This window comes from Vibrio sp. Isolate25 (genome assembly GCF_022398025.1).
Taxonomy (GTDB): domain Bacteria; phylum Pseudomonadota; class Gammaproteobacteria; order Enterobacterales; family Vibrionaceae; genus Vibrio; species Vibrio coralliilyticus_A.
The window spans coordinates 60,473-81,345 of sequence record NZ_JAKEUT010000013.1 but is presented as its reverse complement, the minus strand read 5'-3'; the positions used below and the strand labels follow the sequence as shown (position 1 = coordinate 81,345).

Below are 20,873 nucleotides of genomic sequence, written 5' to 3'. Positions count from 1 at the left end.
GCCGCCAGCGTTCAATCTGAGCCATGATCAAACTCTTCAATTTAAGATTTTGTCGGCTCAATGAATACTGAACATTACATAAAGTAATGTTTGAATTGACTGTGCTGAATCCGAAGATTCAATGGTCACTTCGTTTCATTGAAACCTAAATTGATACCGAAGTATCTATTTGGATTATCATCAACGAGTGCCCACACAGATTGATAGGTTTATATTGTTAAAGAGCTGTGCTAACCAAATCGATATTTAATACCTCTTGGCTAGGGGTGCGTATCTTACGCTTCCCGCTTAAAGAGTCAAGCGTTTTATTTAACTTTCTCTCCTCTTTAAATTCCGATTTGGTTTGTGACTTTCGTCTCACTCCGTGTCGGTGAGGCGGCATTATAGGGAGGTCTGAGAAGATGACAAGTGTTTTTTAGAAATTACTTTCTGTTTGGTTAAAAAGAAAACAAAGGACTGAAAATAGAATAAAATTTCAACATTTGAATCATGTCACATCAATAGGTTGGAAAAACAACAACCATATACGTAAGATCCGTGTGTCTATTTTGTTAACATCTAGACATTTTTCTTAAACTACAAAGTTGTATTCGAATATGAGTTCAAATAAATCGACCTTAATGATTATCGCCCTAGCGGTATTGGGTGGAATCATCTTTTCGCAGGTTGCTATTTCTCCTGCGCTCAGCTTTGTTATCGGTGTTTTTGCTTCTGCTTTTGTTTTTAAATTTTCAAACACCTCAACTGAGCCAGCAACCGTTAATGAACCCGCGACCAAAACTCTTTATGTCGGCAACCTTCCTTACAAAGCAAATGAGTCACACGTAAAAGAATTATTTGCCAAACATGGGGAAGTTTTCGCTGTACGTTTGATGAAAGACAAACGCACAGGTAAAAGAAGAGGATTTGGTTTTGTTGTAATGGCAGCGACCGATGCTGCCGGTGCCATAGAAGGATTAAATGACAAGGATTATATGCAGCGTACGTTAAAAGTACGTATTGCTAACGATCCAAAATCTCAAGCTGAACTGGATTAAACCCTAAAACTTGTAACGCTTGATTCAACGCTCCTTCTTCATAAGGGGGAGCCGTTGAGAAAATCTCTCGTTTCCCCTTCTCTTCTCTTATCCTTTCAAGATTCAGTAGCTCCTGCACACGGCGTGCAATGGCTTCTCCCGAGTCTATCAATACAACCTGCTCACTCAGCACCGACTGAATTTCTTCCCTAATAAGCGGAAAGTGTGTACACCCGAGTACGGCAACATCGACTTTACCAATCATGGGGGATAAAACATCCGTCAGTTCTTGAGTAGAGATTGGGATACCACGAAGCTTTTCTTCTGCCATATCAACCAGTCGAGTAGAGCCCAACAATTCAACGGGTTTGCTTTGCGAGAAGTCGCGAATCAATTCCTGCGTGTATTGACGTGTCACCGTCGCAGGGGTTGCTATCAGGCCAACCGCTTTATTCGCTAAATTGGAAGCTGGCTTAATCGCAGGTACGACACCGACAACCGGAATAGAGAGCAACGTTCTCAATGAAGGTAGCACAATGGTGCTTGCGGTATTACATGCAATCACAACTAAATCAACTTGGTGCTCAGCGACATACTGCGAAACCAACGCTTCCACTCGAGAAACTAAAGTTTCATGATTCAGCTCACCGTAGGGATAGGCAGCGTTATCGAACAGGTATATATAATCAAGCTGAGGGAGCTTTTTTTCTATCTCTTGGAAAACAGAAAGCCCACCGACGCCAGAGTCAAAAATTAATACTTTTGGTTGTTGTGACACTTGATATACCCACACATTTCGATGTGGCAATCATACTCACACAAATTAGTTTGGCAATATCTTCGCTTGGTAACGTTGATGAGAGAAACGCTCTCCGACGTCAAGGGTAGTTAAGCTCAACTCTATCTTGCCTTGATAGCTACGGGTTTGTGTGACTAACGTATGAAACTCTCCATCCTCGCCGCATGGATCCACGCCGCGCGGTAGAGAATCAATGAAGGTTCGGTCATACCATCGCCCGCAATAAGTTGGGTCAAGAGCCTGACCATCCGTCGTTACCACCAAGGTTTTAATGCCACGCTCTAATATCTCATCCGCAAGGTCTTGGCTGTGTTGTCCAATGAGAGGAAAAACACACTCCCAACCAGCAGGTTCAATATAGCTGCGGCGATAGGCTTCAATCCCATTACAAAACATGTCACCAAAAGCCACAGCTTGAATATCGAGCGCACTGTTCTTTAGTGCATCAATAATGGCCGACTGATAAACATCATTAGGCGGAAATATTTCCGGCATTTCAATCTTTATTAGAGGCAAACCAAGTAAGGCAGCTTGCATGTCGAGCACTTCAACAGGTGTGGCTTGAAATGGGACTTCATCTTTGACATAAGTCGTGTATAGACCGACCACTTGATACTCTTCGCTTTCAATCAACCTTTCTAAGGTCAAAGTCGAATCTTTACCGCTCGACCAACTGATAATGGTGCGTTTTGACATAGTTTGTACATCACATTGAAAAAAGCCGCCTCATTAGGCGGCTTAAAATAAACTAAAATTGGTACTTCACTGATGCAAAATAGCTGCGGTCTTGGGTGTTGTAGCCACCAGCAGTTTCATATTCTTCATCAAGTAAATTAGAGATGCGAGCTCTCACACTAAAGCTATCACTAACAAAATAAGTTCCCGCAAAATCAACTAATGAATAACTATCTAAGGTAATGTCATTAGCCGTCAAGTCTGGTCTCTCTCCTTGGTAGAGATAGCTAATGTCCACTTGCCAGTCAGAGCCAAAGTACGTCATATTCCATTTACCACTATGCTTCGCTCGGCGTGCTAGCTGTTCATCATTATCTAAATCTTTAGGGTCCATCCAGTCAAAGCTAGCTGAATGGCTAATAGGCCCAGTTTCGAACGTTGAGCTTATCTCAATACCTTCGATACGAGCTTCTCCGACATTCTCTTTAATATCACCCAAAATAAGGTTATCAATATCATTTCGATAAGCCGCTAACCTAACACTTAGGTAACTATAGTCAGCCTCTATAGCAACTTCATAGTTTTTAGACTCTTCTGGTTTTAGGTTTGGGTTGCCACTGTAGCAAGTCGGATAACAAACTAGAGGACTATATAAGTCACTAAATGTAGGAGCCTTAAATGCCGTACCTGTATTACCTGTCACTCGATAATGTTCTGAAAATCTATATCCAAGCCCTAATTGCCAAGTATTATTACGACCGTATCTTTGATTATCATCAGTTCGAGCGCTCCCCTCTAGCTGAAGAACGTCTCCGTTGTACAAACCTGTTAGATATACCGCGGTGTTTGTTCGGCTTGTTTCATCCAAATCACTCGATGTACTTGATACATCATCTTTATACCAATCAATGCCAGCATTTACCGACATATCATTGGCTAAAGCAAAGAAGTTACTCCAAGTCATCGTGTCACGGTTGGTTTGATAATTGCTGTCAAAGCTTGGGTAATACTTCTTATCTTCATTAGTTCCCAAAACAAGATCTGAATGAAAGCTTTCTGTTTGATACTGCGTGACGAGAGAAAGGTTATATAGCCTTTGTTCAATTTCACCTTGATCATACTCTACGAATGTATCGGCATAATCACCATTAAGTCTTGCCGTCCAGTTTTCGTTGAAGCGAACACCTAATTCGAGGGCAGCATCTTCACTTTTAAACCCGTCATCATCTCCTTGATCACCAGCATCACTGACTGTGACATCAAAACCATCCGTCTCTAAGCGATTTAGAGATAGCTTACCCCAAGTGTTTTCTGTAATTTCTTCTGCAACTAAGAGTTGAACCTGATTTAGGTTATCACTACCAAGGCCTGCCGAAACCTCAATCTGGGGGTCTGTGTAACTCGTGATGATATTAATGACGCCTCCTAGAGCATCTGAACCATATATGGCCGTTCTTGGTCCACGGATATATTCGATACGTTCAACACCGTTTAAAGAAATGGCATTAATAGCGGCACCACCAGAGTATGCATCACCGATACGGACACCGTTCATCAAAACCAGTACATGGTCTGACTCACTACCACGAATGAATACACTTGTTGTTTGTCCATAACCACCATTACTTGCAATCTGGACACCAGGAAGTCTGCGGAGTACTTCAGTTAAAGACTTTGCTTGGATTGCTTCAATTTCTTCCTTGGTAACAATCTCGATTGGGGCGATAACATCGCTACTTGACTGCTCAAAACGGTTCGCCGTCACCACCATAGTCTCATCGGCTGATACTGCTTGGGCATATGAAAGGGAGGCGTGCGGAAGTAGCGATGCCACTGCTATCGCCAGAATAGAACGGTTCATTTTTATAATCCTAAATCGCGTAAATCCTACCGAGCTTGGAGCACTTGCTTCCATTGATTGGCTCAGCTGCTGGCAGGTATTCGGACTCAAGAGCTCAGTATCACCACCTAATCACTCGACTTCCCACATAAATCTCTATGCAGTGTCATTTGAGCTTTCGTTCTCTTTTACCGCTGCGCGTCAGTTCTGGATTTCCACCAGATTCCCTTTTCAGCCATCTATACTGCTAGATAGCACCAGCTAGGCGCAAATGTTATTCAGCTATCATTCCTTTGTCCAGCCAATATTGTGCTTTTATATAACCAATGGCTTTATCACTCTCACATGGAAACATGTTTACACACGATGTTGAACCGAGGAGAGTGACAAAGCTGGACATGTCGCAGATATTGAATAAAATCTGCGCTCCTAAAACAAACGCACTCAGCACCTGAAAGGTAATAAACATGGCGACTCTTGAAGTAAATCCACAGCGCTACCAAGAACAACTGGCGGAAAAGGTCGAATGTCTCAATGAGATGTTTGCGCCCTACCACGTCCCAGAACTGGAAGTGTTTGAGTCTCCAGATCAACATTATCGTATGCGCGCTGAGTTCCGTGTTTGGCATGAAGGTGAAGACCTTTATTACATCATGTTCAATCAAGAGACGCGTGAAAAGTACCGCGTTGACCAGTTCCCTGCGGCGAGCCGTTTGATCAACGATCTAATGCCATTGCTGATTGATGCAATGAAAGAAAACGACTCTCTGCGACGTAAACTGTTCCAAGTGGATTTTCTATCAACACTGAGCGGTGAGATTCTGGTGTCTCTTTTGTACCACCGTCAATTGGATGATGAGTGGACGAAGAACGCAAAAGCACTCAAGCAACGTCTGAACGATGAAGGCTTCAACCTGAACCTGATTGGTCGTGCACGTAAAATGAAGATTGTTCTGGATCGCGACTACGTGATTGAAAAACTCGACGTCAATGGCCAACCCTACGTTTACCAACAAGTCGAGAACAGCTTTACGCAACCCAACGGCAAAGTAGCTGAAAAGATGCTGGAGTGGGCAATCGACTGTACCAACGAAAGCCAAGGCGATTTACTCGAGCTTTACTGTGGTAACGGTAACTTCTCACTGGCACTCGCGCAGAACTTTAATCGTGTACTGGCAACCGAACTGGCAAAACCTTCCGTTGAATCTGCGCAGTACAATATTGCAGCCAATAACATTGATAACGTGCAAATCCTGCGTCTATCCGCGGAAGAATTCACTCAGGCAATCGAAGGTAAACGTGAATTCCGCCGCTTAAAAGACGCGGGCGTCGATTTGAAGAGTTACAACTGCAACACGATTTTTGTCGACCCTCCTCGCGCAGGTATGGATATCGATACCTGTAAGATGGTTCAAGGCTATGATCGCATCCTTTACATCTCCTGTAATCCAGAGACACTCAAGGACAATCTTGACGTTTTAAGCGAAACACACAACATCACACGTTTTGCTCTGTTTGATCAGTTCCCTTATACCCACCATATGGAAGCAGGTGTCCTACTGGAGCTTAATAAATAAGGATTACAAGAGATTTCAAACCTATATCAAACTCTTCTGGGTACGGCTCTGGGTACGGGAAGTTTATACTTTATATTCTATTGCTAGCTGTAGTGTTAGTAATAAAAACTAAGTAAATCTTTAGCTCACTTCCTTTTATTTCACCTCAAATGAGTTTAAGATATAGGAAGTGAAACAAAAAGAGACTTATAATGACAAATTTAAACTCTGTAACCCTAGATACAAATCCAGAAACATTAGAAATGTTTCTGAATGAAAAAAACTTGTCCATCCAACAAGTCAAACATGCAATTCAGCAAGGTATTGCTCACTACAATAACACCACTAGTGATGAACCAGCAGGTTACAGAGGCTACACTATTTCGGCTAAAGCCACCTTGGCTTTACGGCAGTCTTTAAAGACTTTGGGATTTCAAAAAGAATCTCCATATAACATTGAATTAACAGCAAATAATGATAATAAATTTGCAATTCATATTTGCCGTGGTGACGAGCAAGCCGGATTACCATCCGGTTATCCTTCCACGCTGAGACCTAAAGGACCTCGATCCCAAGAATATTTTGGGTTGGCAACTGCTGATATCAATCAAATTGATATGTTCGCCAACGAGCTACCAAACTATTCCTCAAACAACTTATGTCCATATGATGTATGGTTCTTATTGCTCAATGTCGAAAAATCTAAAGATGAGGGTCTGATTGTCAAAGCTGAGCTTTCTAAGCCTATCTTTTGTTCCCAAAAAGGGTTTGTAAATGGGTTTAGCAAACGTTTCATGATAGACATGACCGACTTCAATTCAGGCTTATTGATTGACACAGATGAGAGCCCTGAGAGTGGATTCTCCGAAGATATTGATCTCGATATTTCATTTAACTAACCATGTTTAACCCATTACGTTTAAAACAAGCACGAGAGCGTCGCAAACTTACCAAGAAAGCATTTGCTGATTTAGTAGGAGTAAGCTCAAAAACCATTTCGGTGTACGAAAGTAGTCAACCTTTATTCGAGCTGCAAGAGGAGACAATTGAGAGCTTCGCACAATGCCTTGGATATCCCGTTGAGTTTTTTTATAAAAAATCTACAGAGATTATTAGTTCTGAATCAATCAGCTACAGGGCAGTTACAACTCTTTCTAGTAAACTGAAACTGGCGACAGAGTCTGCCAGTATCAATGCCTTTGAACTCTCAGAGTGGATTGATAGTAAATTTAGTAAGCTCCCTAAAGTAGACTTACCGGATTACTCTCACGACAATCGACATGATCCTGAAGCCGCAGCTTCTGAGCTACGTGATATGTGGGGGCTAGGTGAACTTGCCATAAAAAATATAGTCCACCTTCTGGAGTCCAAAGGGGTTAGAGTATTTTCACTATCTGAGGATTGCAAAGAAGTTGACGCCTTTTCTTTTTGGAAAGGTGGAAAGCCATTTGTCATTCTTAATCAATTTAAAACGCCAGAAAGAAGTAGATTTGATGCAGCTCATGAACTTGCACACTTAATTCTTCATAAGCATAGTAGCCAAAACAAAGGACGTGAAGCGGAGTTAGAAGCCGATAGATTTGCTTCAGCATTTCTCATACCTAGAGGGAGTGTACTTTCAAAAGTTCGCCCAAATGGCAATGCCTCTTTAACTGATATTATTGATCTTAAAAAGAACTGGCATGTATCTGCAATGGCAATGATTCGACGCCTATATGACTTGAACTGCTTAACAGAATGGCAATACCGACAACTGACAATACAAGCAAACAAAGAAGGTTATCGCTCTAGTGAACCAATTGGACTAGAGAAACGAGAACAATCTCTTCTCCTTGAAAAAGTATTCGCATCCCTCAAAGAAAAGGGAGTTCGGCGCAATGATATAGCCAGAGAACTTGCACTCCCTCTTGACGAAATATCTAGCCTGACATTCAATAATACCTTTTTCAATCTATCCATTGTTAGTCAGAATTCAATAGAACCAGACCGAAAAAGTACTGCACAACTCTCCCTTGTTAAGTAGGTTAAAAATAGATGAGCTCACGTGAGCTCATCTATTACAATTTAAGGCTTCAACATCTGCCTATTCGCCTAAGCCAAAATACTTCCGGTTTGCATCAGAAAAAAGTCTCACTATCGTACGAAGATCACCTCCTCGATGAAAGTGCTCTATAGATTCACACATAATATCCAACTGCATTTGTATAGCACTATCGCTCCGATACCCATGGGACTGCATATAAGCAAAGCACTCTTTCATCCGGTTCACGGTTGCTGCATTCTTTGTTAGCAATGAAGCAAAGGTAGGTTGATCTGCACATTGTAGATCTTGATAAAAACGCCCTATCTGTTCGTTCAAGCTAATTCTAAACTGAGAAAGTAGCACTCGCGTCGCTTGCTGATATGCGTCCACTTTTTTCTTTTGAGGGTCTCTTTTGTGTAGCGTCTTCATGCATAGAGTAAAAGCCGCATCTAGCTCGGTTTTATATCTCTGTTCAGACACCCACCCCTTTGACATCTTGGGATAATATTTCTTCCAGTAATCATGGTAAGCATTGTTAACTGCTGTATTGAATGTCAACTCTAAATCATCCGCCCTACCAAAAAATCCATGCTCCTTCGCCTTGCGTACAATACGATCTTTTTTCATTCGAAGCACCGACAGGTCTTCTGGAATGTCAGAGAAACCGATTCTCAATTCCTCTATAAATATCTCTCGTTCGTTTATGTGATTATCAAGTGATTTCTGCTTACTGGCCTGTTCGGCTCGCGTAACTGCCGTGCGTTTTGCTCTGATCTCTTGTAACTGGCTTTCCACTTTAGCAAGAGATTTACTGATAAACGCAACTAACTGTATAGATTGATATTGCGTCACACTATCTGCTAAGTTTGTTATTCGGTTATATCGAGCTTGAAGAAAGCTCTCCGATTGAAGCTGTGCGATATCAAGCAAGTGCTCCCTGATTGCGCTACGAACAAAACGAATATCTTTTGCCGCTTGCCTACGCGTTTTACTTGCTATGAATTTCGCGTGAGCCTTGCCAAGATTCTTAATCGCTATTTGCTCATATGCTACTAAACGCCGAGCACATCGCACATTACCTTTATAACTTGGCATGCTACGAACTTGCTGCATCTTAGCATCATACTCACCTTCGCTTGCAAGGGTCGGTTCGGCAAGGGCCCATTTTCTAAGCTGTATTATCTTTTCTGCGAGAGCATTACGTTCACTAAACCGTTTTTCATCCATGGCATCGTTAAAGCTCTTGGAAGTTTTCACAGCGAAGGGAAGTCTGCGTTTAGGATCTAGATTAAGCTCTTCCAAAAGAGCCCACTGACTGTGCTTATCGATATCAATGTGCTGTAAGGTAGGGTTATACGTAGGGACAGGATACATCACTTCGAATGTCAGATTACGATGCACTTTCATTCTACGTATTGCTTCATCAGACAGTATAAAAGCATTACACTCAACCTTTGACAGCACATCGGCAGATGCTTCTTCTCTAGATGCTGCGGAGCCATACAGAATCATATTTAACGTTACGGGGTTGGCTTCTTCGCAATTAGGACTGAATAACCAAATGAGGTTATACCCTTCCGTTCTAAAGAATTTTTCTCGTTCGTAAACAACTTCAGGGCTCATCCACCAGCGGGTTAACTCAATGACAAAGCGATTTCCCTCTACATCCACAAAGCTGATATCAGGTTTGCGTCTTTTATCAGCTTCAGGATCTTTAGAAAAGATAAACTTCTCAACATAAACGTGTTTGTAGCCAATGTTTTTTAAATGTTCCGCAAGGAAGTGCTTTGTCTCGAAGTGCCATTTCCCTTCACCCTTGTAAATTTGTCCTTTGCCAAAAAAAGTCTCTGAGTTTGAATAGAAAGAACATCGCTGCATTTTTTCTATAGATGGAGCACGACTGGGTATGTGTCGGAAATACGCTTCTGTGGTCGCATTACGAGCAATAAAATGTACAGGACATCCACAATTGCTGCACTTTGCGTAAACACCACTTTCAGCAAGACTCTTGGCAATAAAGCTCTTCAAAATAGATTGAGAAACATCTGTATCGGAAGTCTCAGAGCTCATGAAATCTATTAGCTCACTCGCTAGTACTACTCGATCAAAATTCTCAACCTCCAACTCCCAAAGGCTATGTTTCTCTATCGTATCCATCCACATTTGACCACTACACACTTACTAAATCACGCCAAAACATTGAAAGTTCAGTTTTTTCTAGCAACTTTTTAACCGCTCTAATACTAATACGTTAGCCACACCAATCCAAATGAAACCAGACGCACAACTTATCGCTATAGACGGGGATGATAAAACAAAGGCAACCGTCACTTTTGATGATAAACTTCAGCACAAATGCCGCTTGAGTTTTGCATGTAATGGTAAGGGTTTTATTCAACACTGCTTCATAGGGCTTGCAGGTTAAATATTAAGGAAGAAGCGAAAAAACAAGCATCAAAAAAGCATGGTGTGAACACCAAAAACTGAGGAGATGCCTTCAAAAGCCCATAGAAGACCCAAATGGATAAGGGGTGTCATTATTACCTCATTCACCAACTATTAAACTTAAATGACTTAAGCTAATAACTCGCTGTAACCACTCCAAACATGGGTGAGAGGTACTGGAGAAGACTCTCCACTAACAAACCAACATTCTTCATCTCGTATCGGATCAATAACAAGCCCGAGATGATAATTTTTATTGAAAAATGCAGCCTGCGTTTGACGATCTGTACCACTAAAAAATGCACCTAAATTAGGATGACTGTGATACCACCCAACTACGAAATTGCTCTTTGTGGTATGCCGTCGAGCGGTATCCCACACTGCCGTTCCCATACATAAAGAAACACTCGTAGCATCAAAATCTTCGCTCGGAACCGATTTTGTTACGTGTACAGCAACTACACCTGACTCTAAATTATCTACGCTTAGTACTTCTCCAAGAAGCAACCCTCCCGACTCAGTTTCGTTTTCAGTTATATGTTCGATAATTTGTTTTTTAACCGTATCCGAAATGAAGACATGTGGGGCTTCTATGCTACTAGACAATATCTCCAATAGTGATAGCACAGGTACTTCAGAAAAGGCCTGTGTTATTGGCTTTGCATAGATATCAGGTTTTTTATCTGTCCATTTCATGTCTCAACATAGAATCCTTTTCTACAACGAGGGCAATTAACATTTCCTTTCTGACCACTTGGTAAGCGCAAAGAGGTTTCACAATGTGTGCAATTAACCACTACTTTTGTTTCGATGTTATTCCATGACATTGTCTTCTTCGCCTGTTGCTCATAGCCTAATTTAGTTGTAGGGAAACTATTCGGGTATTGAGCTACGGCGATGCGATACCAGCTCAATGCTGCTCCGTTGGCAGGAGAAGACTCATTCAGAATACTCTCATCAAAAGTAATTATTTTAATTATGCGCTTCACCAATAAGTCTAGACTTTGAGAGGGCAGCCACTTGGTGCCAAAACAGATCTGTCCTGATGTATACACATTTGGGTGGTAGATTGGCGTAGTAATTTTTGCACTCGGCTCTTGGAAAGGATATCGGCTTAAAAGCTCAATCTTAACAGTCGTCCTATGTTGGACTGTACTTGGGAAACTACTAGAACCTGCCGTAGGGTATGCGAGTTCAATAAGAAGCTCTCTTACAGGGCTTCCCGTTTTCGATACAACTTTTACTTTTCCGCCCGTTTCGCGACTTAAAACGTCTAACTTTCTTAGGTCCTCCTGAACCCTTGTAGCAAATGCACTCATTCTTCATCACCCTGCAACTAAAACTGGTTGAACCTCTAGAATATCTCCATCCTTAATTTCGGCACTACTAAGTGTCGATGATGGTGTAAGTGTCTTGCCGTTGTTAGTGCTTACTAAGCTATAATCAGTATCAACAGGAAGTGACCAATTATCTACAGACGCTTGGATAACATCAGCTCCAGTGTTAGATAAATCTAATACAACTTCTGCTTTGCGAGTTTGATCTGCGGTTCGGATGATTACTTTAACTTCAGACATTAATTGTCCCTCAATTCAATAACTACTGTTTTCCCATGAACTTGCATTTGTACAAATTTCCCTGGGAAAGATTTATTAAGGTAATTTTCTTTTAGCTCCTGTATCGTAAAGTGGTCTTTGATATCAACTAAGACAGACTCTGTTTTGCAGTCTGCACACCACATAAGACTAGAATCAGAATCAGCAGCCCTTGTGAATACTACTGAATTGTTTTTCAAACCACATAACGAGCATTCAGCTGATACAATAATTGGTTCGCTACTTGTTACCAATGCGTCATAATTGGCTCCCAAATTACCGCCCAATTTTAGAATACTCCTCCCGCTTGAAGTTATGTGCGGAGTATCTGAAACTTCTGAGCAGCATGGACAATGATCACTTCTCTGCAAAGTTGATAAAGATGAATGTCCAGTTGTAGAGTTTTGAAGTATACGTGTAGCGTTGCTGTTAAAATCACCTTTGATGAAACTCATCGCTAAAGAAGCGGCAAAACTACCAGTTATACTCGACGTTAAAATTGTCGTAGGTATCTTTTTCTCTTCAAAAGCGACTTTCTTCAACCAACCACAAGAATACCTTTCCTGCACTCTTTCATAGACTGACAGTGGTAAAGAGCACTCATAGCATGCATTTTGGTTATCCTTTCCGAAAGGATACGCCTCAATTTGGCAGTATTTACTATCTATGCCCGTATTAATCAGTGGTGTGCCAGAAAGTAAGCATAACTGGTTAAGTTTGATTCTGGCCTCAAAGTTATCGACACAACACAAGACACACGAATAGCTTTCTAATTGCGCGAAACGCAATAGTTCCCATGCATCTCCGTGAAAAGCATTCACAGAAAGATTTGGTTCTAGTTCTATGAGCCTTTTTCTAGCAACGGTAACCTTTTCCTCTCCAACGTCCTCCTCTCGAAAAAGAACGCTTTTTGTTAGGTTATGGATTTCTATGGTGTCGAAATCATACAAGTCAATGTGACCTACTCCCAACAACGCCAAGTTCTTAGCAACTTCGTTTCCGACAGCCCCACAACCAACTACTGCAACTTTAGCCTCATGTACTGCATGCTGAGGGAACCAATCAATCAACTCATGCCTTTGATACCTTCCACTTTTACTTTCCATGTGCCTTTTTGATCCTTTTTATCGCATCATTTAATAGCTTCACCACTTCTGAACTGTATTGAGACATAAAATCATCGGTACGGTCAGGGTGATATAGCTTCACTTTTTCTTTATATGCTTTCTTAGCTTCACTTAAAGTTGCAGTTGTTGAAATTCCTAAACGTTCATGGGGAGTTTGGCCTTCGAGAACCTCTAACTCACCTCTATAACCGCTTTGTGTCGTGCTTATATCTGTCCACTTCATCAACGTGCTCCCAATATCATTGATTTTTCAGATACAATAATCTGATAACCATATTTAGGATGATTTACGACTAAACCTCGCACTTTGACAGTCTTACCACCTAAGCTAGAAATATAAGGTTTACCACCCACTTTTGTTACTGCTCTGCGGAAAAATACGAGTTTAAAACCTTGGGTCCATGACTTGCGCTCGAACATCACAGCAAAATCACTACCTCGACGACTCTCCTTCACTTCAATAACCTTCGCTTCAAACGTTACTACAGAGCCTACGTGCTCCCTGTAATTACTTAACGTAATGACTTCAGGAGTGTAATCTCGACCAGACTTTTTCTCTTGCCCAACATTAACAGCTCGGATTTGTGTAGATGGACATGCTACACATTGACCAGCATTCGCCTCTTTAAGAACTGTAACACTCTCAGAGTGATAAAATACCTTACAACGCTGACACTGGTGCAGTCCCAAGTTTTTGTCTAATGGGGCTCCTGTGAATGCATCATGCAATCCGGAGAGATCGACGTTGACCACTCCAGAGCTACTACTGTTTAAACTCGTACTAGCAACATCAAAACCGCTCGACCCTTCCGAAAATCTGATAGCAGGCCTATTTGTAACAGAAGACGTTCTTGCTGTCGGTCTATAAGACTGAGGGGGAGTACTTGGCTTCGTTTGTAATGGAGTCGAGGTGGTATCTCGATGAGAAGAATTACGTGTATTTCTAGTATTCCTTGTGGAGTTAGCTGTTGATGAGCTAGATTTAGTCCCACTAAATAGCTTGGAAAGCAACCAACAAACACCAATAAAAATCAAAAACTCCAAAGCGACACCATTCCTCGCAAAAAACAAACCTTTAATTAGGGTGTAGAGTTTAAGATAGGAAGGTAAAGATTACTTATTGATTGATCAAGTTTCAGTAAACTAAAGTTCATATTTCTGATGGTTGAGGTTGCCAGTTGAACAACTATGTCTATTTAACCAAAATGAAAGGCACATTAATGATTATTCGCAAAAGTCAGCGCTTACTTTTTTATATTGTAGCCCTAGCTTTCAGGTCATAGGTTCAGGTTAAGCGTAATAATTCCAAAGATCCCATAAACCTATTTGAGCTCTATACACTGTGTTTAAACATACAACTGCGTGGTTTTTGCCACTATAGCCCGCACAACTTCAGCCGCAATTTTTGCACTTTCTTTATCTGGATAGCTGGCTTCCTTAATCTGTTTCGAAGGATGTATTAAGTTTCGAGCATCTCGCAACACATTCCCATACCCTGCTAATGTGTTATCGATGATGCCAATGCAGTTAGCAACCTTTAGCATATCATCCAGTCTCCACCGCTCTATCGGAGTTCTTCTTTTTGGTGAATGACTGGAGGCATATGCATCCTCTTCTCTCGCTTGTAAAACAGAAATCAACACTGTTTCCAAAATTGAACCATACATAGTTGTGGCAGATAACCAAGCAGCTGCATCTCTGCATTTTTCTGCCTCATTCCAACGATAGACTAAATTTTCCGCATAATCACCAGTGAAAGCTGGAGGCTCAATACAATCCGGCACCGCGCTTAAAATAGTACGAGGAGGTGATATATTGAGAAGACCTGTAACTGTTTTCGCATAATACCTACGGCCTTTAGCTGTGAGGTGATGGTAATTCCCATCATAAAAGCCAAACGCTTCCTTCTCTATAAATTGATTATCCAATAAGTACTTAACCGCCGAATCAATCTCTTTCTCAGACAGTTTCCACAAGTAAATATTAACCGCATCCAAGTCAAATTCTGTATACTCTAATGCCTCAATTCCTATTCTTTCATTGCTCGACATTAATGCGATAATCATGTCCGAAATACTATCTGTTTGAGATTGTAGAGCAGGATGACGCAGCCCTCTCTCTTGGTAACTTTTCTCTCGGGCAATGAGTCCTTGTTTCGTTGCCTGAAAACACTCATGATCCCCATCTTTTCTTATCAAGCCTTCCATTTCAAGGCTCTTGATTTCATCGTAAAACTCGTCGTCTTCGAAATCCCAGGTTTCTTCTATTTGTCGTATATGACTAGAACCGTAACTGCAACTAGAACTTACATTAGAAGCAAGAAACATTTCATGGCAAAAGATACTTTCTCTCAAATTCATATGTCACGCTAAACCTTATATCGATACACTCGAAAACGAACGTATATGCGTCTGAGTCGTCAATTTAGAGACATACTACCACGCAGAATCAGCCTTTCACTTGTCCAAGCGCCCATATCCAATATATTGTGTAAAAGACTCGTAAGGAATCCAAGGGCTTAGCCATGATTGAATAGAGTAGCCTCACCGAGCACTCGAAATGTCCACCTTACACCCAGCTAAACAACCTTTCTTTACAACCTACATGAAATCCAAAATTTTTCAGGCATATGTCATCAATGTGAAACCCCATCATTGATTCCGACAGGAGCCCGAAATGAATCCAAAAACTTCCGATTACCAAAAGCAGCAACGCTATCAGGAAAATGAAATCCTAGAGCATGCCGCTGAGATACTGGCAACACGCTATGTGCGTGGTGATGCCCTAACTAAACCTGAAGCCACTAAAGAGTATGTCCACTGTAAGCTAGGCAGCTATGAGCGTGAAGTGTTTGCCTTGTTGCTGCTGGATAACCAAAACCGACTGATTGAGTTCAAAGAGCTGTTTCAAGGAACAGTGGATGCGGCCAGCGTCTACCCGCGTGAAGTCGTAAAAGCGGTGCTAGAAGTGAATGCCTCAGCGGTTATATTCGCCCACAACCATCCATCAGGAGATTCAACCCCTTCCCAAGCTGACAGACGGATAACCGAAAGACTTAAAGATGCGCTCGCACTGGTGGATGTCCGTGTCCTTGACCATATTGTGACAGGCGATACCTGCACCTCATTTGCTGAAAGGGGGTGGTTATGATTGAACAACATTATGGTGAGCTTTCTATTGATGACGCTTTACATGCATCACTGGAAGCACTTCTGAATCGATACACTCTCCCTGATAACGCAGAGCGACTCGTACTGAACTGCCGTCAGATGAGTTACTACCGACACCGACAAGGTTTGCACCCTATTGAGGTGCAGCTTAAACGAGAGTCTGTATCAAGCCCTTGGCTGGTGGTGTTCTTTGCCAGCTTCTCATATCCCGACGACAACAGCACATCCGTTGAGCCTGAGTTGTACTTCCACCTTACTAACCGCTGGTGCTATCAACCCGATGTAGGGAGCACCGATTTATCCCACCCAGAGATACAAGAGCTGCTCTCGGTCTGGATGAAAGCCTTTGCTCGCCACTTTTCCAGAAACGTCTTTGATGACGTGCAACTGACGATGGTTGGCACGTTCCACTAATTCTCACTCTCTCATTTCTTATTTGAATCCTGAAACAAGGAGGACTCACTGTGTCCAAATTAACCTTTACGGCATCCATGCTACCTGTATCAAGCAATCTGCATACACTGCTTAGCAAGCTGTTCACCACTCATCTACTTAACAATGAAACTCTCGCCACCAGCCGTTATCTGGTGTTCAACTTTCGCGATAAAAGTTACAGCGCTGATGACGGCGGCTTCCATCCGGTTGAGATTGCAATTTGCCACACCTCAGCAGGAGAATGGAGCATTGAATACATCACTGACTTTGCCTATATGGGGAACCATTACCCAGAGCTAGAGCGAAATTTAGATTTTGATTTTCGGGTTGGACAGTTCTTTGTGGCCTATCGTGGTTGGCTACCAATACAAGGTAGCCCTGATGCCAAAGAGCTCTATCGATTGTGGGAATGTAACTTTCTAGCTTATGTCGATACGGACGCCTACAACGAGATAGCCGTCACCCCGCATTAGCTCATGACTTCCCTTCTCCTTAACACCATTAAGCTTGTCACCGCTCTTATTACTTTGTTTACCCTCTCTCCTTTCTTTGGCGCTATCGGAACTCTAACAACGTTAGGTTTTCTGGTGGTGCTGTTGATTGGAGTATTGGCAGCGATTGCCGAGTTCAGTGATAAGCATAAGCCTCGTTAATGTTAATCGGCTCACGCTTTTGTGTTGCCGATTGATGGCATTTCCACCGTTGGACATTATATGTCTGACTCACCTCTACTCTCCCGACATTAAATGTCCACCTCCGGTCTTGGAGCTTTGATGTATTGAGAGTGTAGTCATGAGCAATAAAACCAGCATTGAAGGGTTATCCGCTTTGCTGCACACGCTGATGCTTATTCCTCAACATCGTTGGATTACCGTTAGGGAGTTGCAGCAGCAGTTAGCACTACTCGATATCCACCGCACCACTCGCAGCATTAAACGCTACCTTGATGACATCATTGTGGAGGTGTTTAACGTGGAGTGTGATTCGATGAGCATGCCCCATGTCTATCGAAAAACCTCAGAGCAATTATGGAAGCTCAACAAACAGGAAATGCTCTATTGGCAACTGACCAACAAGTACTTATTGCCGCTTGTTCCTGATGCACTGAATTATGGGCAAGGTCGCTTCTCGGAGAGAGATAAACCCTTACTCCATAAGGGTTCAAGGCATTCAAAAGAACAAGCATGGTTAGCGAAAGTCCATGTGTCACTGCCCAATATTTGTGAGTGGAGTCATGAGCAGCGGCAAGTATTGAATGCGGTACACACGGCACTACTGAACAACCGTATGCTCAAGATATCGAGTCAAGTTTTGCAGCAAGAGAAAGCGCTCATCGAACCACTAGGACTCTCGGTTCAATGTGACGCGCTCTTGCTGCTTTTTCGATTATCCGGTCATCCGACGATACGCACCCTAGCCTTGCCTTTGATTGATGAGGCCAGTGTATCGACGTTTTCTTTTATCTATCCCACTGATTTCAATCTAGAGCAGTTCATGCGTGAACACGCTGAAATCCGTGCATCCCAAATTTAACTCACCACTACGGAGAGATACCTATGAATACCTTAACTCGGACCATTATGCTGAGTGTACTGATCCTCGGAGTCACCGCTTGCAGCGAACAGGAAGAAGCGCAAACCGTCACCGCCGATATTGAAGTGTCGATATCCACCAACCAACACTGGGGAACACTGGTCTTTGATATTCAAGCCGTCACTGACAGCACAGTAATAAGCAATGTCATTATCAATCGAGGCAACTGCCGTCTACCCGCTGGTACAGCCTCAGAGCTCTCTAGAAACGTTTCATTGAAATTCGGTGAAACCTATACCGGATACAGTAACAACTGCACCGTAGACAGCGTGAAAGAAATCGAAGTCACGTCAAACGCTGGCACCTTTGTCTACACCTTCTAACTCTCGACAAATCCAACTTTACCCAATAAGGAAACACCATGAGTCACACTACAACGAATATTCTCGTTCTACTCGCAACCTTAATTACACCTTTTGTTTTCGCTCAGGGAGGGGGCGCATTAGGAGGTAACCCATCTGTAGAAACAGGTGCAGTCAACGTCAGCGTTGGAAAATGCACTCAGTACAAGATGGATGTAAAAACGGCACAAGAGGCAGGTATGGACGCATCGACTATAACCGTTCCTGCTGGCTGTGAAGTCATCAAAGAAAAGTAAGACCGCCAGCGACGATAAAAAATGACAATGGGGAGCAATTACGCTCCCCACTATTTTTTTGATACTTAAAGTCAAGAGAGCACCCTCAACTGTATAATCAAGACTCTACAAACTGAAGGCCCATAACCCAATCAGACACTTTTACAAAGTTGAGCGTATCCACGTTGTGTTTCTTAAACGCTTTTACCACTTTCTCATGCACCATGATATGAGGGTAACTACTGAATTTAGGCATAAAGATCAAACGCTCTTTTTCTGGCACTTCCTCTAACTTTTCATCACTCAAACAGTATTTTTGAATTTTCTGCCCCTCTCTATTAGGGTTTCTTTTCCTAATAGCACACCTATCCATATCCAACACATCCATTTTTTCAAATACGTTAAACACCCAGTAGTCGTCATGACTGTTACCGTTATCATCTACAATCACACCGGGGTAAACCTGACAACATGAATTGTCTATATTGCCAAGGGATTGTTTAATTTCATCAGAAAATACTGGATAAGCGATGCTCATATGCGCTTGCTTAATTGGCCGAAATAGCCCTCTCGCCAAATCTTCTTCGCGATAGGCGTTGACAAAAAACATTGGTTCACTTCCAGTCAACTTGGTGTACTCATAATCACGATGGTCCGAACGGTCATGCGTAGTTAGGTACAAAGTATTTTCATCATAGTTTTTAAAAACAATATAGTATTGTTCGTTGTATAGACACATTGTCCTACCTTAGGAGCCTGACTTGGTACATGATCGTTTTGGCATTCCAGAATAAACAAATCAAAAAAATACCATTCCCTTTAGTATTCATCTCCAAGCTGATAACTTTCAATGGAATAAAATTTGAGATAAGGAACTTTTCTCTCCAGCTTCCTCTTGATGATTTTATGTACAACTATTGGAGCTAAGTCATCTCCCCCCATCTTGAAGACCAATCTATCTGACTCCGGAATTTCATCGAGAATAACATGATTAAGGCTGTATTTTGTGACATGTGGTTCATCATCAGGATCATCATGCTCATAAACTGAGCGATTCCTATCCCAACAATCAAGAGCTTCATATATATTAATTAGAAAGTAACTATGTTTGGTGTTGTTTATTATTGCCGGATACAGTTTTCCGCCATAAACACCGTCATCAAAAATCTCTTTTAGATCTTCAGATATAATAAAGCTAGGTGTGCAGAATAACATCTCTACATCATCAGCTAACGTTTGGCTGTTCTTAGTGCTAAATCTTAAAGCTGGCTCTCCATAGACGAGTTCACGGTAATGAAACCTGCGAAGACCGGTAGAATCAGAAGGTATTACTGAATATCCTTCAACATCATAATCTGGACTCATAATGTAGTATTCATGATCGTATTTCATTTTACTTCCCAACTTCTAAATCATATTTTCTTTTTGTAAAAAGCTTAAACTCGGTATGGTTTCTATCGCAACAGTCAGTGTCAATACTTGTTGATTCAACTAAATCGTCAATACTAAACTTACCAGGTTTCTTTCCTAATCCGTTACACCCGACATCGCCACTTTTAAAATAACTATGTACTCTAGTCAACCTAATACGATATGTTTTAATGTCGCCTAGCATCGTACTACTTCTTTGATCTAGGCGACTTTGGACTTTTTTAGCGTCACCTTCTTCACAGTTTTTCTCAATCAACTCCATGGCTTTTATCATCAACCGCGTTGCATGAGCGTGATACGGCTCACCGTGCTCTTCGTCGTCATCATTAGAGTAGGATGTGTGATTACCACGATGTAACTGAACTTCTAAATGACATGCGCCAGCAAATGTACAAGGCAACGCGACTAGATTGCCTATCTCATTAATGTCGTAACCATATGATTCAAGTAACGCCTTTATGCCTGAATTAGTTGCAGCTTGCTTTGATAGTAAGTGATGCACTTGCATTGGAATACCACAATTCAAAGGATGATCTTTATCTCCTTCAATAGCATTCAACAAATTCTCTCTATATCCCATAAAAAATAAAC

25 protein-coding genes and 1 riboswitch are annotated in these 20,873 nt (G+C 41.9%); of the genes, 11 read left to right on the top strand and 14 right to left on the bottom strand.

Annotated elements, in window-relative coordinates; all coding sequences use genetic code 11:
* The first annotated feature begins 596 nt into the window (after positions 1-596).
* Complete coding sequence (locus tag L1D15_RS18325; RefSeq protein WP_239871100.1) at positions 597-1,037, top strand: RNA-binding protein; 441 nt, start codon at positions 597-599, stop codon at positions 1,035-1,037.
* On the opposite strand, the gene murI is transcribed toward L1D15_RS18325, so the two are convergent.
* From murI to L1D15_RS18310, 3 genes are read right to left on the bottom strand one after another with little or no spacing between them, the layout of a single operon-like run.
* The gene (gene murI / locus L1D15_RS18320) at positions 1,003-1,794 is read right to left on the bottom strand and encodes a glutamate racemase (RefSeq protein ID WP_239876639.1); all 792 of its coding nucleotides are present in this window, start codon (positions 1,792-1,794) and stop codon (positions 1,003-1,005) included. The two genes, L1D15_RS18325 and murI, sit on opposite strands and share 35 nt — an antisense overlap.
* Positions 1,795-1,839: 45 nt before the next feature.
* On the bottom strand, positions 1,840-2,511 hold the full coding sequence (locus L1D15_RS18315; protein ID WP_239876638.1) for an adenine nucleotide alpha hydrolase: 672 nt from the start codon (positions 2,509-2,511) through the stop codon (positions 1,840-1,842).
* Positions 2,512-2,563: 52 nt separating this feature from the next.
* Positions 2,564-4,351 (bottom strand): TonB-dependent receptor, encoded by a 1,788-nt coding sequence (locus tag L1D15_RS18310; protein WP_239876637.1) that lies wholly within the window; start codon positions 4,349-4,351, stop codon positions 2,564-2,566.
* Between the two features lie 53 nt (positions 4,352-4,404).
* Positions 4,405-4,607: riboswitch (cobalamin riboswitch) on the bottom strand.
* Between the two features lie 190 nt (positions 4,608-4,797).
* Here L1D15_RS18310 and trmA point away from each other — a divergent pair.
* From trmA to L1D15_RS18295, 3 genes are all read left to right on the top strand, one after another.
* Complete coding sequence (gene trmA, locus L1D15_RS18305) at positions 4,798-5,907, top strand: tRNA (uridine(54)-C5)-methyltransferase TrmA (protein ID WP_239876636.1); 1,110 nt, start codon at positions 4,798-4,800, stop codon at positions 5,905-5,907.
* Between the two features lie 191 nt (positions 5,908-6,098).
* A complete protein-coding gene (locus L1D15_RS18300) occupies positions 6,099-6,785 on the top strand; it encodes a hypothetical protein (RefSeq protein WP_239876635.1) in 687 nt (228 codons plus the stop codon).
* Positions 6,786-6,787: 2 nt separating this feature from the next.
* A complete protein-coding gene (locus tag L1D15_RS18295) occupies positions 6,788-7,909 on the top strand; it encodes an ImmA/IrrE family metallo-endopeptidase (protein WP_239827223.1) in 1,122 nt (373 codons plus the stop codon).
* A gap of 60 nt (positions 7,910-7,969) precedes the next feature.
* On the opposite strand, the gene L1D15_RS18290 is transcribed toward L1D15_RS18295, so the two are convergent.
* The 8 genes from L1D15_RS18290 to L1D15_RS18255 all read right to left on the bottom strand — a co-directional run bounded on the left by L1D15_RS18290 (position 7,970) and on the right by L1D15_RS18255 (position 15,436).
* Positions 7,970-10,066 (bottom strand): hypothetical protein, encoded by a 2,097-nt coding sequence (locus L1D15_RS18290; protein WP_239876634.1) that lies wholly within the window; start codon positions 10,064-10,066, stop codon positions 7,970-7,972.
* A 417-nt stretch (positions 10,067-10,483) separates the two neighbouring features.
* Entirely contained in the window at positions 10,484-11,050 is a 567-nt protein-coding gene (locus L1D15_RS18285; RefSeq protein WP_239827225.1) for a Mov34/MPN/PAD-1 family protein, read from the bottom strand.
* Complete coding sequence (locus L1D15_RS18280; RefSeq protein WP_239827226.1) at positions 11,047-11,673, bottom strand: ubiquitin-conjugating enzyme E2; 627 nt, start codon at positions 11,671-11,673, stop codon at positions 11,047-11,049. The genes L1D15_RS18285 and L1D15_RS18280 overlap by 4 nt, the downstream gene beginning before the upstream one ends.
* Before the next feature lie 6 nt (positions 11,674-11,679).
* Positions 11,680-11,931, bottom strand: coding sequence for a hypothetical protein (locus L1D15_RS18275; protein ID WP_239827227.1), 252 nt, complete (start codon positions 11,929-11,931; stop codon positions 11,680-11,682).
* Positions 11,931-13,055: a ThiF family adenylyltransferase gene (locus L1D15_RS18270; RefSeq protein ID WP_239876633.1), complete on the bottom strand. Its 1,125-nt coding sequence runs from the start codon at positions 13,053-13,055 to the stop codon at positions 11,931-11,933. The genes L1D15_RS18275 and L1D15_RS18270 overlap by 1 nt, the downstream gene beginning before the upstream one ends.
* On the bottom strand, positions 13,045-13,299 hold the full coding sequence (locus tag L1D15_RS18265; RefSeq protein ID WP_171352580.1) for a J domain-containing protein: 255 nt from the start codon (positions 13,297-13,299) through the stop codon (positions 13,045-13,047). Before L1D15_RS18265 ends, L1D15_RS18270 begins: the two co-directional genes overlap by 11 nt.
* Entirely contained in the window at positions 13,299-13,829 is a 531-nt protein-coding gene (locus L1D15_RS18260) for a hypothetical protein (RefSeq protein ID WP_239876632.1), read from the bottom strand. Before L1D15_RS18260 ends, L1D15_RS18265 begins: the two co-directional genes overlap by 1 nt.
* Positions 13,830-14,422: 593 nt before the next feature.
* Positions 14,423-15,436 (bottom strand): hypothetical protein, encoded by a 1,014-nt coding sequence (locus tag L1D15_RS18255; RefSeq protein WP_239876631.1) that lies wholly within the window; start codon positions 15,434-15,436, stop codon positions 14,423-14,425.
* A 316-nt stretch (positions 15,437-15,752) separates the two neighbouring features.
* Between L1D15_RS18255 and radC the strand changes: the two genes are divergently transcribed.
* From radC to L1D15_RS18220, 7 genes are all read left to right on the top strand, one after another.
* Positions 15,753-16,226, top strand: a complete 474-nt coding sequence (gene radC, locus L1D15_RS18250) for a DNA repair protein RadC (protein WP_239876630.1) — start codon at positions 15,753-15,755, stop codon at positions 16,224-16,226.
* The gene (locus L1D15_RS18245; protein WP_239876629.1) at positions 16,223-16,660 is read left to right on the top strand and encodes a DUF2787 domain-containing protein; all 438 of its coding nucleotides are present in this window, start codon (positions 16,223-16,225) and stop codon (positions 16,658-16,660) included. The genes radC and L1D15_RS18245 overlap by 4 nt, the downstream gene beginning before the upstream one ends.
* Before the next feature lie 50 nt (positions 16,661-16,710).
* Positions 16,711-17,154 (top strand): DUF2787 domain-containing protein, encoded by a 444-nt coding sequence (locus L1D15_RS18240; RefSeq protein WP_239876628.1) that lies wholly within the window; start codon positions 16,711-16,713, stop codon positions 17,152-17,154.
* A 3-nt stretch (positions 17,155-17,157) separates the two neighbouring features.
* The gene (locus L1D15_RS18235; protein ID WP_239876627.1) at positions 17,158-17,334 is read left to right on the top strand and encodes a hypothetical protein; all 177 of its coding nucleotides are present in this window, start codon (positions 17,158-17,160) and stop codon (positions 17,332-17,334) included.
* Between the two features lie 139 nt (positions 17,335-17,473).
* Complete coding sequence (locus L1D15_RS18230) at positions 17,474-18,214, top strand: transcriptional regulator (protein ID WP_239876626.1); 741 nt, start codon at positions 17,474-17,476, stop codon at positions 18,212-18,214.
* A 23-nt stretch (positions 18,215-18,237) separates the two neighbouring features.
* Complete coding sequence (locus L1D15_RS18225; protein WP_239876625.1) at positions 18,238-18,597, top strand: hypothetical protein; 360 nt, start codon at positions 18,238-18,240, stop codon at positions 18,595-18,597.
* 38 nt (positions 18,598-18,635) lie between these two features.
* The gene (locus L1D15_RS18220; protein ID WP_239876624.1) at positions 18,636-18,872 is read left to right on the top strand and encodes a hypothetical protein; all 237 of its coding nucleotides are present in this window, start codon (positions 18,636-18,638) and stop codon (positions 18,870-18,872) included.
* 97 nt (positions 18,873-18,969) lie between these two features.
* Here the strand turns inward: L1D15_RS18220 and L1D15_RS18215 are convergent, their stop codons facing one another.
* The 3 genes from L1D15_RS18215 to L1D15_RS18205 all read right to left on the bottom strand — a co-directional run bounded on the left by L1D15_RS18215 (position 18,970) and on the right by L1D15_RS18205 (position 20,862).
* Positions 18,970-19,590, bottom strand: a complete 621-nt coding sequence (locus L1D15_RS18215) for a DUF1629 domain-containing protein (RefSeq protein WP_239876623.1) — start codon at positions 19,588-19,590, stop codon at positions 18,970-18,972.
* 80 nt (positions 19,591-19,670) lie between these two features.
* Positions 19,671-20,243 carry a DUF1629 domain-containing protein gene (locus L1D15_RS18210; protein ID WP_239876622.1) on the bottom strand — a complete coding sequence of 191 codons (573 nt, stop codon included), beginning with the start codon at positions 20,241-20,243 and terminating at the stop codon, positions 19,671-19,673.
* A gap of 1 nt (position 20,244) precedes the next feature.
* Entirely contained in the window at positions 20,245-20,862 is a 618-nt protein-coding gene (locus L1D15_RS18205; RefSeq protein ID WP_239876621.1) for an AHH domain-containing protein, read from the bottom strand.
* Positions 20,863-20,873: the final 11 nt, after the last annotated feature.